This window comes from Streptomyces sp. NPDC031132 (assembly GCF_055570595.1).
Map to the genome: position 1 here is coordinate 1 of NZ_JBVIGX010000036.1, position 12,449 is coordinate 12,449.

General features: G+C 69.4%; 9 protein-coding genes and 1 pseudogene. 5 read left to right on the plus strand and 5 right to left on the minus strand.

What is annotated here, in order from left to right; genetic code table 11:
- Positions 1-244: 244 nt before the first annotated feature.
- Together ACZ49B_RS32860 and ACZ49B_RS32865 are read left to right on the plus strand one after the other, a co-directional pair.
- On the plus strand, positions 245-1,687 hold the full coding sequence (locus ACZ49B_RS32860; RefSeq protein WP_468313126.1) for an MFS transporter: 1,443 nt from the start codon (positions 245-247) through the stop codon (positions 1,685-1,687).
- A 431-nt stretch (positions 1,688-2,118) separates the two neighbouring features.
- Positions 2,119-2,601 (plus strand): lamin tail domain-containing protein, encoded by a 483-nt coding sequence (locus tag ACZ49B_RS32865; protein WP_468313129.1) that lies wholly within the window; start codon positions 2,119-2,121, stop codon positions 2,599-2,601.
- Between the two features lie 211 nt (positions 2,602-2,812).
- Here ACZ49B_RS32865 and ACZ49B_RS32870 read toward each other — a convergent pair whose 3' ends face one another.
- The 3 genes from ACZ49B_RS32870 to ACZ49B_RS32880 all read right to left on the minus strand — a co-directional run bounded on the left by ACZ49B_RS32870 (position 2,813) and on the right by ACZ49B_RS32880 (position 6,413).
- The gene (locus ACZ49B_RS32870) at positions 2,813-3,133 is read right to left on the minus strand and encodes a DUF6191 domain-containing protein (RefSeq protein WP_468313132.1); all 321 of its coding nucleotides are present in this window, start codon (positions 3,131-3,133) and stop codon (positions 2,813-2,815) included.
- A gap of 407 nt (positions 3,134-3,540) precedes the next feature.
- Positions 3,541-5,358: a DUF6777 domain-containing protein gene (locus ACZ49B_RS32875; RefSeq protein ID WP_468313135.1), complete on the minus strand. Its 1,818-nt coding sequence runs from the start codon at positions 5,356-5,358 to the stop codon at positions 3,541-3,543.
- 629 nt (positions 5,359-5,987) lie between these two features.
- The gene (locus tag ACZ49B_RS32880) at positions 5,988-6,413 is read right to left on the minus strand and encodes a hypothetical protein (RefSeq protein ID WP_468313138.1); all 426 of its coding nucleotides are present in this window, start codon (positions 6,411-6,413) and stop codon (positions 5,988-5,990) included.
- A 436-nt stretch (positions 6,414-6,849) separates the two neighbouring features.
- On the opposite strand from ACZ49B_RS32880, the gene ACZ49B_RS32885 reads away from it, so the two are divergent.
- The gene (locus tag ACZ49B_RS32885; RefSeq protein WP_468313141.1) at positions 6,850-7,143 is read left to right on the plus strand and encodes a hypothetical protein; all 294 of its coding nucleotides are present in this window, start codon (positions 6,850-6,852) and stop codon (positions 7,141-7,143) included.
- 51 nt (positions 7,144-7,194) lie between these two features.
- Here ACZ49B_RS32885 and ACZ49B_RS32890 read toward each other — a convergent pair whose 3' ends face one another.
- Complete coding sequence (locus ACZ49B_RS32890; RefSeq protein WP_468313144.1) at positions 7,195-8,304, minus strand: sugar ABC transporter substrate-binding protein; 1,110 nt, start codon at positions 8,302-8,304, stop codon at positions 7,195-7,197.
- Between the two features lie 407 nt (positions 8,305-8,711).
- Here ACZ49B_RS32890 and ACZ49B_RS32895 point away from each other — a divergent pair, with 407 nt between their 5' ends.
- Both ACZ49B_RS32895 and ACZ49B_RS32900 read left to right on the plus strand, forming a co-directional pair.
- Positions 8,712-9,074: a hypothetical protein gene (locus ACZ49B_RS32895; protein ID WP_468313147.1), complete on the plus strand. Its 363-nt coding sequence runs from the start codon at positions 8,712-8,714 to the stop codon at positions 9,072-9,074.
- Positions 9,075-9,222: 148 nt separating this feature from the next.
- Positions 9,223-9,777, plus strand: a pseudogene (locus tag ACZ49B_RS32900) (GNAT family N-acetyltransferase); the annotation flags it as partial.
- Between the two features lie 77 nt (positions 9,778-9,854).
- On the opposite strand, the gene ACZ49B_RS32905 reads toward ACZ49B_RS32900, so the two are convergent.
- Positions 9,855-12,419, minus strand: a complete 2,565-nt coding sequence (locus tag ACZ49B_RS32905; protein ID WP_468313150.1) for an ABC transporter permease — start codon at positions 12,417-12,419, stop codon at positions 9,855-9,857.
- Positions 12,420-12,449: the final 30 nt, after the last annotated feature.

Here is a 12,449-nt window from a genome sequence, read left to right on the forward strand (position 1 = left end):
GGCCAAGCTCGGCAAGTGACAACCAACAACCCCACACCCCACCCCCACACCGCAGACGCCGGAGAGGCCCACAGCCCCTCCGGCATCCGCATGCCCTACGACAACTCTCACGCCGACGCCGACGAGGATCCTGGTCAGGCGGAACAAGGCCGTCGGACCGCACGCCGCCGCAGGGTGCCCGGCGCCACGGGCGGGCGCATGCTGGTGGGGGTGGGGTGGTGGGGGCTCTGGACGGGACGTGTCGATGAGCGTGGGCAAGGCGGACACCAGATCGTCCGGCCACCGCCTGTTCTCCGGCCGCGATCGCGCGGTCATCGCGGCCGCCTCGCTGTCCATGCTCCTGGTCCAGATGGACTGGTTCGCCCTCAACCTGATGCTGCCGGTGATCGCCCGGGACTTCTCCACACCGACCACGAATCTGCAGTGGCTGGTCAGCGGTTACATGCTGACTCTGGGCGCACTGATGATCACGGGCGGAAGGGCCGCCGACGTCCACGGGCGGCGCACCGTCCTCGTGTGGGGGCTGGTCGGCTTCGCCGTGATGTCCGTCGTGTGCAGCGCCGCGCAGAACGAGGTCTGGCTGGTCGTGGCGCGCGTGGTGCAGGGTGCCACGGCCGCGTTGATCTTCCCCGTGGCCGTGGCGGTCGTCAGCGCCTACTTCCGCGACGACCGGCAGGGCCGCGCGGTGGGCACCGTGCTGGCCTTCAGTGCGATCGGCGTGGCTCTCGGTCCGTTCGTGGGCGGCGTGTTCGCCGAGCACGTCAGCTGGCGGGCGGTGTTCCTGCTGAACGTGCCGGTCTGCGCCGTCGCGGCCTTCCTGATGCTGCGGTTCGTCACCGACACCCGCGACGAAGAGGCCGGCAACGGCCTGGATCTGCCCGGAGCCGTCACCGTGGCGGGCGGTCTCACCGCGGTCATGATCGCGGTCGACCAGGGTGGCCACTGGGGCTGGGCCTCCGCCGCGACGCTGGCCTGCCTCGCCGCCGGAGCGCTGCTGCTGATCCTGTTCGTCGTGATCGAACGCCGGACCGCCGAACCACTGCTGGACCTGACCCTGCTGCACAACGTCCCGTTCGTGACCGTCACCCTGGCCGGTTGCGTGTCCAACATCGGGTACTGCCTCGTGGCGGTCCTCTCCGCGCTCTACCTCCAGCAGGCCCGCGGCCTCTCCCCGCTGGACGCGGGGCTGGTGTTCCTCGCGCTGTCCGTCGGCGCCGGGGCCGCCAGTTACTGGTCCGGCCACCTCGCCCAGCGCCGGCGCCCGGAAGCGCTGATGGCCGCCGGGCTCCTGCTGAGCGGGGCCAGCATCCTGGCACTGACCTGGGTGAGCCAGCTCGCCCTCTACACGGCCGTGTTCGCGGTCGTGGGCGTCGGGCTCGGACTCGGCTGGGCGCTGACGAGCGTGGCCACCCAGTCGTACGTTCCCTCGAGCCGCCTCGCCGCCGCCTCCGGGCTCGTGCTGACCTCGCTCGTCCTGCTGGGCGCGGTGGCCGTGGCGGTGGCGGCGAGCGTCCTGGAGGTCCTGAGCGGATCGGAGCAGCAGGCCGCCTCCGACGGATCGGCCATCGAAAGCGTGCTGCGGGTCGCGGCGCTGCTGTCGCTCGTGGGCGCGGCTTCCCTGCTCCCGCTGATCCGCACGCCGCGGCAACCCGGCCCGGCGCCGACGGGCCACCCGCCCTCGCTCTGACCCGCCGCCACGGAGTGGTACCGCGAGGTGTCGCCACGGAACAGAGCCCGCCCTAGAACACCAGAACCGTTCACGTGAGCAGGTACGAAGAAACGGTGGAAGCGGCTGTTACAGGGCCCTGAACCCATTCGGCCCAGGAACGAAGGGCGCCCCGAGGAAGGGGCGTTGACCAGGGAGAGCCTCCGTCCCCAAGCCTCCCACGGCCCCCTGCGCATGCTCGCGCCGTCCGCGTCAGCACAGCCTTGACGCATGTCCGCTACAACCAAGAGTCACTGGTATATCCGCATTGGGCAACACGCCCCGAGTTAGTGGCTTTTGATGGTGGTTCCGGGCCAAAGTGTGGCTCCTCGGCAGGACGCCGGGAACTGTTCGGAGCCCACCCGCCTCGTACGAGGCGGAACGGGCCGCTGTCTGTTGAAGGGGTCATCCTCATGTCTGCTTCTCTCGCCACCCGCCGCGTCGTCGCCACGTTCCTGGCCGCAGGCGCCCTGGTCGCCGCCGCCGCCCTCCCGGCTGCCGCCGACGACCACAGGCGTGACCACCGGGCCCCGCACTCCTCGCTCGCCATCGGCGACGTCCAGTACGACAGCCCCGGCCGCAACGACCGCTCCGCCCGTGCCCTGAACGGGGAATGGGTCGAGGTGAAGAACACCGGCCGCCACAGCGTCAACCTCCGCGGCTACACCCTGACCGACCGGCAGGGCAACCGCTACCGCTTCAACGACTTCCGTCTGGACGGCCGTTCCAGCGTCAAGGTCCACACGGGCAAGGGTCGCGACACCCGCCACGACGTCTACCAGGACCGCCACAACCAGGTGTGGGACGAGCGCGACAGCGCCACGCTCCGCGACAACCGCGGCAACGTCGTCGACAGCGACTCGTGGGACGGCCGCCGGCACCACCGCAACGGCTGACGCGGACCTGCTGCCCCTGACGGGCTGAGCCGGCCGGCAGCCACGCCGAGGGGACAGTGAGCTGCCGGCCTACCGCGAACGGCGTGTCACGGCGATCCAGCCGTGGCACGCCGTCTGCGCGTGTGCACGTGTCCGGGGGCGGCCTCACTCCGTCCGGCATCGGGCGCGGGCCGCCCGTACCGTCAGCCGTCGCCCGCCGTCGCCGACACCACTACCGGTCGGCCTGCGGCATCCGCACGACGGCAATCCCCGTATCCAGATCAACCGTTGTCCGGTGCGGCGGTGCTCCGTCTTCCTCGTCGTCCCGCAGTACCAGTGCCGACTGGCGCTCCTTGAGCTCGTTCTGCTTCCCGGGCGAGAAGCTCGCATGGAGCTGCTCGAACCCGGTCGCTGATATCTGGCCCTGCCGGACGCTGTTCCGCCAGGGCAGCACTCCGGCCCGCCCGGCGCGGAGCAGCACCTGGTCCGCGAAGGCCAGGGCGGTCAGCAGGACGACCAGGCCGGGCAAGGTCACGAAGACGGCGAATTCCATGCCCCCAGTATCCGGACCGGGAGGCAGCGCCGACAGACCGGAGTGCGGGACCCCGCTCGGCGGTGGAACAGTTCCCGGACCGTCCATGCGTGCGGGCCGACGTTCTCGTCGACCACGAGCCGGCATCGTCCCCGGTCGCCATGTCCGGACTCCTTCCAGGGCCGATTTTTATGTCCGTGACCGGCGGTCGCACGGAGAGAGTTGCAGACGAGTGGAGCCGATCTCAGCTGAGGCGGCTTGAACGGTTGAGGGCCTTTGCGGGTTCGGTGTGGTGTGGATGACGACATCCCCGTCACCGAACCTGCAAAGGCCCTCACGCACGCCGCTAGGCACTTCCGACCCCCGAGAGTCGCCGTCCCGAGTTGGCGGTGGCGGCCGATGCATCCCCGGGCGCCTGGACCGCCGGGTCATCCGGACTGCTCCCCGTTGCCCTGCTCGCTGTTGCCCTGCTGGTTTCCCTGCTCGTTGTTGCCTTGCTCGTTGTTGCCCTGCTCATTGCCGGGGTTCTGACCCGACTCCTTCTCGGAGTTCTGGCCTGTCCCCTTCTCGGAGTTCTGGCCTGTCCCGTTCTCAGTGTTCTGGTTCGTGTCCTTCTCGGGGACCTTGTCCGTCCCCTTCTCAGGAACCTCGTTCGTCCCCTTCTCGGGAACCTTGTCCGTGCCCTTCTCCGGGACCTCGTTCGTGCCCTTCTCGGGAACCTTGTCCGTCCCCTTCTCCGGGACCTTGTCCGTTCCCTTCTCAGGAACCTTGTCCGTCCCCTTCTCAGGCACCTCGTTCGTGCCCTTCTCGGGGACCTTGTCCGTCCCCTTCTCGGGGACCTTGTCCGTGCCCTTCTCGGGGACCTTGTCCGTGCCCTTCTCCGGGACCTTGTCCGTCCCCTTCTCGGGAACCTTGTCCGTCCCCTTCTCGGGAACCTTGTCCGTCCCCTTCTCAGGAACCTTGTCCGTCCCCTTCTCAGGAACCTTGTCCGTCCCCTTCTCCGGAACCTTGTCCGTCCCCTTCTCAGGAACCTTGTCCGTGCCCTTCTCAGGGACCTTGTCCGTGCCCTTCTCAGGAACCTTGTCCGTCCCCTTCTCCGGCACCTCGTTCGTGCCCTTCTCCGGAACCTTGTCCGTGCCCTTCTCAGGAACCTTGTCCGTCCCCTTCTCCGGCACCTCGTTCGTGCCCTTCTCCGGAACCTTGTCCCTCCCCTTCTCGGGAACCTTGTCCGTCCCCTTCTCCGGCACCTCGTTCGTGCCCTTCTCCGGAACCTTGTCCCTCCCCTTCTCGGGAACCTTGTCCGTCCCCTTCTCCGGCACCTCGTTCGTGCCCTTCTCCGGAACCTTGTCCCTCCCCTTCTCGGGAACCTTGTCCGTCCCCTTCTCAGGGTGCTGACCTGTCCGGGGCCCCTTGTCCGTTTCCCTTTCTTGCTCCCTGCCCTTGTCCTTCTCGGGGAGCTTCTCCACTGGTCCCGTATTCGGCGGGGGCAGGACGGGGTACGCCGCGTCGGGGGTTTGGCCCTTCGGGGCCGCGACGTCGTGGTCGTGCTTGCCCTGCACATCGCCGCTCGACCGCTCGTACCAGCCCTTGCGGGCGTGATCGAACATCATGACCGTCTTCACCGGCTTCTCGGCGGGCTTGACCGCAACGAGGTCGGAGGCCTGGAACGACGACCACTCCTTGCCGCTGTACGTCTGCTTGCCCTTGACCGCGACAGGCGGGGCCAGGGGGTTACCGCAGGCACAGCGGACGCGCGGTACGCCGCGGTCGTCGACCAGGACCGGCGTGCCGGCCTGCAGCACCGCCTGATAGCTGGTGGGCGCGGCGTTCTTGTACCCGTGGTTGGTGACCCGGGTGTCCCAGCCGAGGCGCACGGGAGTCAGCGACCGCAGGTACGAGGGGATGTCGGGCTGCTTGATGCTCAGGGGGGCGGCGAAGGCCTTCCCCTTGTCCGTGTGCTGCGTGAGGAACTGGATCTGCTTCTCGACGTCGCAGCTGGCGAGGTTCCGCGTGCCCCCGTAGAGGCCCGGGTACGCGCCGTTGACCTCGAGGGTGCGCGTACCGGCCGTGTCGCCCTTCGACTGAGCAACAGCTACGGGTACGACGCCGGAGTCCGCGGAGTCCGCGGCCGTCGAGGGGGTGAACGGGTCGGGGCCTGACGCCGAGGCGGCCTGCAGGAAGACCTCTCCGCCGACCGCCTTGTTTCCGCCCATGACGGTGAAGGCGAGGACCACCGCCGTCGCCATGGCCACGGCGGTGGCGGCACTCAGTACGGTTCTGCGCGACCGCCACCCGTGAGCCGACCCGCCACGGCGCCCGCCGGGCTCACCCGGCCCGCCACTGCTGACGGTCGGCGGCCCAGGGGGCCCGGGAGGCGGCGGAGGCCCCGGCGGCGGGGCCTGCTCGTCGGTCGGCCGACCGGACAGCGGGCCGGACGGCGGGCCGGTGGGGCGCTCGGACGAAGGAGGTAGGGAACTCACGACACACTCCCCCCGACGTAGGACACGGGGAAAACAACGGTCATTCGCATGTGCTTGCTCCTAATCGCCAGTATGACCTCCGAGTCCCGGAGGCGTGAATATTGGAAATTTCGCTCCCGCGAAAAAAGGTGAAGAGGTGGCCGGACGGGCCCGTCTCTTCCCCGTGTTGACGCGGGTGGGGCCAGCCGGTGCGCGTGAGCCCATGTCTTGAGTAAGCCCTCCGCTTCGGATCGCGTCACGTTCCGAGATTTCGTGACTTGACGACCGGCGATCGTGTCCCCGGCGGCAGACGCAGCCGCTCGATCCCTCACGCCCCACACAGCAGTAGCCGGAGAGGCTGTGGGCCTCTCCGGCTACTGCTGTGCGGGGTGGTTCCCAGCGTGGACTGTCAGACCTCACTGGCCGAGCTTCTGCTTCAGGTTCTCCTTGATCTGCAGCTTGATGTTCTGCTTGTTCACCTGGCCGCCCTTGCCCGTGCCGTCGCCGCCCACGGCGGTCGCATCGCCCGTGTTGATGGCATCGGCACTGGCGTCACCGCCACGGGCATTGCCGGTGGTGATCACACACTTGCCCTTGCAGTTGCCGACGCCGGTGGAGGCATCCCCACCCTTGGCAGTACCGCCGACGGTGGTGTTCTCGGCGTTGGCGTCGCCGCCGGTACCGATTCCGTCGGCGCTGTCGTCCTGGAGGAGGTTGACGGCCTGCTGCGGGGCGGCGGTCGGGGCGGCCATGGCAGTTGCCGGCAGTGCGATGCCACCGCCGAGCAGTGCCACGGAAGCTCCGGCCAGGACGATGCGACGGGTCCAAAAACGCTCAGACATGATGTTTCTCCATTCGGTGTCAAAAGGGTCTGCATTCCGCCCCGCAGAAAGGCCGGGAATCATGTTCCGGCCTCGTGTTCTCCGGGAGGTCCCCGGTGAGGGCGTACTCCAAATAAACCCTGCAGGGGTGCGTGCGTCACGCCACTCGAACACGTGGCTTGACCCCTGGAACCGATCTTGGTAGAAGCTGCCGTCGGCCGGCGGGGCGCGCCCGTCGCGTACGGGCGGGCGGCCAGGGCCGCTCAGCGCCGCGATGACCTCGGGGCTGCCGGCCCGCCGTGTTGAACGCGTTCAAAGACTCTGACAGTATTGCCTTCGGGGACCCTCCGGAGCAGGGGATGTGGATCGGCCTGCCCGTGTGCACGGTTGCCCTGAGACCGGAGGTCAGCGCAACGTGATCATCGCCCTCTTCATCTTCTTGTTCTTGGGTCTGATCGTGACCGTCACACCTGGCGCGGCCCTCGGGTACGCGTTCGTCGCGGTGAGCGGCAGGCTATCCCGCGGGGCCAGGGTCGCGTGGCTGCTGGTCGTGGCGGCAGCTTCGTCAGTGGCGTGGCTCAACCTGGTGGCAGTTGCCAACATCTGGCGGCCCGCCGTCGTGGTGGTGTCCTTCACCGCGACCCTCACCTCGGGCCTCACCTTCCTCGCGCGCGAAGCAAGCAGGCGGCGCGCACCCCGGTACCCCGCGCCGGTGTGGCCCGCCTGGACTCCCCCGACCGACTCGAGGTGAGCACCGCGCCCAGGCGGGATCCCGGGGGCGCTCGCCGACCCCCGGGTCCTGCTACTTCAGGCCGATCTCTTCACACGCGGCCTTGACCTTGTCGATGCAGATCTCGTCGACCGTGTAGACACCGTCGTCCACCACGGTGGACTTCACGTTGCTCCTGGTCAGCGCGAGGCCCGGGACGAGGACTGAGGGCACGCCCTTGGTGGTCGGGCTGTTGACGATCTGGTTGATGATTCCGTCGATCTTCTCGCCCTTGGCGAGGGCGACGGCCATCTCCGCGGCGGCCGCAGCCTCCGGCGCGTAGCGCTTGTAGACGGTCATGTACTGCTCGCCCGCGACGATCCGCTGCACACCGGCCAGTTCGGCGTCCTGGCCCGTGACCGGGGGCAGGTTGGAGATCCCGGCCGCCTTGAGGGCGGTGATGATGCCGCCCGCCATTCCGTCGTTGGCGGAATAGACGCCGACGACCTTTCCCTTGCCGAGCGCCGACAGGGCGGCCGCCATGTTCGTGTTGGCGTTCTCCGGCTTCCAGTCGACGGTGTCGTACTCCTTGCCGACATTCACCTTGCCGTCGAGGACGGAGTGCGCACCGGACTTGAAGAGTTTGGCGTTCGGGTCGGTGACCGAACCGTTCACCATGACGATTTGGCCGTCCTTGGCCTTGTCGCCCAGCGCGTCCAGCAGCGCCTTGCCCTGGACCTTGCCGACGTCTTCGTTGTCGAAGGAGGTGTAGGCGTCGATCGGGCCTTCCGCCAGGCGGTCGTAGGCGATGACCGGAATGCCTGCGTCCTTGGCCTTCTTGACCGAGCCGGCGATGGACTTGGCGTTCACCGCGTCGATGATGAGGACGTGCACCTTGTCGGCAATCATCGCGTCGACCTGGGCATTCTGGGCGGCCGCGTCCTGCTTGGCGTTGGCATAGACCACTTTGCCCTTGCCTCGCGTGAACTTGGCGACTTCCTTCTCGATCAGCGGCTTGTCGAACTTCTCGTAGCGCGCGGTCTGATCTTCCGGAAGCAGGAGACCGACCTTGATCGCGTCATCCGCGGCCGACCCCGCGGGTCTCCCGTCGGTGTCCTCGTCCGTGCTCCCGCAGGCAGTGAGCGAGACGGCGATCGCGGAAGCAGCGACTGCAACGGCAACTCGACCCAGATATGTGTTCACGATGTAAACCTCCCTGACGAGGCCCTGTACTTGCGGCCGAGGTAGACGCAGTCAACTCGGCGCCGACACCACCGTCAAGAAGTGAACTATTAACGAGATGGCAACGTTGCCATCACGCTCCGCATCCTCACAATCCCGCCATTAGTGCGCTTTTTCCACACGATTGACTCTCCGATACCAGTTCAACTTTTGAAGAGACCGTGCGGACTTCAACCACCTGACGGCACTTGAACGCCGGGGGCGGGTCTGTAGAGGCCGTGTGAAAATCCGCCCCCCGGGGCCCACCGAACTGGTCCGCCGCATCCCGCGGCGGAACCGAACGTGACACCGTGGACACGTCTTGCAGTCGGCCATCACAGCTTGGAGGCGATCCGGTGATGTACGCACGCCAGAAGAGGGACCGGTCGGTGACATCCACACGCCGCCGCTCGGCGACGGTCGCAGCGGCTCTCGCCGCAGCCTGCACCTCGGCGTTGGTGACCGCCGCACCGGCGAGCGCCGAGGTCAAGTCCACGTGCGGGACCTACATCTGCGTGGCCACCGCCTATCAGGGGCGCGACTACGTCCAGGACATCACCGTCACCACCAGGGAGGGACTGCCGGGGACGCTGCGCGCCTTCGTGGGCGACTACCGGGGGAGCAAGGCCGGCGTGTCGCGGGCCCGGTTCGTCGTCAACCGAGAGTTCAGGGCGTATCCGCGGCTGGCCGTCTGCGGTGGCCTGGACCGCAGTGGCAGGGTGATCGAGAACCACTGCGTGATGATCCCCTGACCGATCCCGGTACGGCGGCTCCGCTCCCCGCCGTCCCGGTCGTTCCTCGCCCGGGCCCCGGCCGAAGCCGGGGCCCGGGCGGCCCGTCGAAGATCATCGGGCGCAGAATGGCCGGTATGTCGAGACAAACACCCCCAAGACGGCATCGATCGACGACGCTTCACCGATCGGCCGCACCCTGGCGCTCGCCTTCGACGACGACCCGATGATGCGCTGGTTCTTCCCCGACGACGCCACGCTCGAGACGGGGTTGGGCCGCTACTTCAGCACGCTCCTCACCCGGCAGTACGGCCGGTACGGCGTATGCGAACGCACCGGGGCGGCGGCAGCCTTCTGGGTACCGCCGGGCGCACAGGACAAGGCCGCTCTTGCCCGGCGGCCGCCGCCACGGCTTCGCGGAACGGCGGAGCCCGGTCGCCCAGGATCTCCTCGAGCTCCTGAACGGTCTCCGCGTCGGGCGGGCCCCAGGAGCCGCACTGGTACCTGGCCGTGGTCGGCGCGGACCCGGCGGCGCAGGGCCGGGGACACGGAGCCGCCCTCCTCCGCTCCGGCCTCGCCCAGGCCGACGCAGCCGGCCTGCCGACCTACCTGGAGTCCTCCAAGCCGTCCAACCTCCCCGTCTACGAGCACTTCGGCCTCACGGCGCTCGGTGAGTTCCGACTCCCGGGCGGCGGACACCCTGTGGTCGATGCGCCGCGAGCCGCGCCACCCCGGCCGATGCCTGAGGCCATGCCAACGGCCCGCGAGGGCCGGTCGGGCCCGGCCCTCGGAGCGTGCACGTCACATCTCCGCGACGGCCTCCAGCGGGCTCAGGGCGGCTGCGCGGCGGGCCGGGACGGCTGCCGCGATCGCGCCGACCGTGAGGGACAGCAGGCACACGAGGAGCAGCGTCCCCCAGGGCAGCGCCAGGGAATACTGCGTCATCGCGCCGTTGGCGAGCGCGCCGACCGTCCAGGCTCCGAACAGCCCGCCCGCCAGGCCGAGGAGGGTGCCGAACGCGGCGACGGTCACCGACTCCAGGCGGACCATCCGCCGGATGCCGCTGCGGTCCATGCCGATGGCGCGCAGTACGCCGATCTCGCGGGTGCGCTCCGAGACCGACATGGCCAGGGTGTTGACGATGCCGAGTGCGGAGATCACGGCGCCGATGGCGAGCAGCCCGTACATCAGGGTCAGCAGGCTGCCCAGGGAGCCGGCGGCCTCCTGGACGAGTTCCTTCCGGTCCTTCACCTGTACCAGCGGGCTGTTGCCCACGGCGGTGCGCAGCCGGTCCTCGGTGGCCGCGGAGACCGCGCCGCTGTCGGTGCGGACGAGGATCCGCTGGATGGTGCCGGTCTTGAAGCTGTGCTGCTGGACCTCGGTGCGGTCGCCCAGCACCTCCCCGGCGGTGGGGTTGTCCTCGTAGACGCCGATGACGGTGTACTGCTCGAGCTCCTGGCTGCGGCCGATGCGGGCGAGAAGCCGGCTGCCGGTGCTCAGGTGCTGTTCGCGGGCGGTGGTGCCGGAGACGGCGATCCGGCCCGGTCCGAGGTCTTTCAGCGAGCCGCTGAGGAAGTCCAGCTCCATGACGGCGTTCACGGAGCGCGGGTCGACGCCGGTGATCCCCTGGACACCGCCGCCCACGGTGAACACGACGGAATCCGCGACGGCGGCCGCCGTCTTCACCCCTGGGGTGCCCGCCACCCGCTTCTCGGCGGCCGGCTCGATGGACGTCATCGTCGTACGGCTGCTGATGACGTAGTCGGCGCCGAGGCCTGCCGCGGCCTGCCGGTCGAGGGCCTGCCCGCTGGAGTTGCCGATGACGGCGAGCCCGGCGACCAGCGCCGTACTGATCATCAGGGCGGAGGCGGTGGCCGCGGTACGCCGCGGGTCACGCAGGGCGTTCTCGCGGGCGAGGTGCCCGGTGATCCCGCAGCGGCCGGTCAGTCGTCCGCTCAGCCGGATCACGGGGGCGGCGAGGAGCGGCGCCAGCACGATCATGGCAACGACGACGAGGGCGCAGCCGAACATCGCGTTCTGCAGGTTCTCCACCGAGGCGTCCTTCGCCCCCATGAGGGACACCAGCAGCCCGGCGCCGACGGCGAGCAGGACCAGCCCCAGCGCACCGCGGACCCGCGATGCGGTGGCGGTGGGCGGCTGCTCCGCCGAGCGCAGCGCCTCGATGGGCGCGACCTTCGCCGCCTTGCGGGACGGCAGCCACGCGGCGAGCACCGTGACGCCCATGCCCACGCCGAGCGCGGCCACGACGGGCAGCGGGCCGATCACGAGGGGGCCGCGGGGCAGGGTGTCCTGCGCGGTGCTCAGGATGCCGGGCAGTACGGAGGCGATGCCGAGGCCGAGCAGGAAGCCTGCCGCCGACGCGGCGAGGCCGACCAGAACGGCCTCCCAGAGGATCGAGCGGACCACCTGGCGGCGTGAGGAGCCGATCGCCCGCAGCAGGGCGATCTCCCGGGTACGCCGGGAGACGAGCATGGTGAAGGTGTTGACGATGAGGAACGAGCCGATGAACAGCGCAACCCCGGCGAAGATCATCGGCATCTTCTGGTAGCCCCGGGTCAGCGTGTCGAGGTACGTGGCCTGCTGGGTCGCCTGGGCGGCGCCGCTGACGGCCTCGGCCCGGCCGGCCGGGAGCACGGCGGTGACCCGCTCGGAGAGCGTGAACTGGTCGGTGCCGGGCGTGGCGGACAGGTCGATCGAGGTGTACCGGCCCGGGGACGCGAACAGCTGCTGGGCGGTCGCCTTGTCGAACAGGGCGAGGGTGCCGCCCGCGGTCACCCGGGTGTCCTGGGTGGTGACGACTCCCACGAGCCGCTTCTTCATGACCGGGCCGTCGGTGGCCAGCGTGACCGTGTCGCCGATGCCGAAGCCGCCTGCGGCGGCGGTGCCACTGTCCACGGCGAGCTCGTCGCCGTTCCGGGGGGCGTGACCCTTGACCAGCGGATGGCGACTGTCCTTGCCGTCCTTGCCCGGTACGTAGGCGCCGGCCAGGTTCGCCCACGCCTTGCCGGCGCGCAGCGGAGCGCCGTCCGCGCCGTTCAGGGTTGCCGAGCCGTCCGCTGCGGGCCGCGCGGCGGCGACACCGGGCATTTCGGCCAGCTTCCGTAGGAGCGCGTCGTCGAGCGCTCCCGGCTCGTCGTCCGCGACTCCGGGCGGGGAGTCCTTCGGGGTCACGGTGACCGCGATGTCCGCGAAGTTCTTCGATGCGGCGGCGCGGTAGGCCGCGGCGGAGGACTCCGCGAAGACGAGGGTGCCGCAGACGAACGCGACACCCAGGCAGACCGCGAGGACGGTCATGGCCAGACGGGCCTTGTACGCCAGGACGTTGCGCAGGGCTGTTCTCAGCATGGGCAGCTTTCGGGGACGTGGAGGTACGGG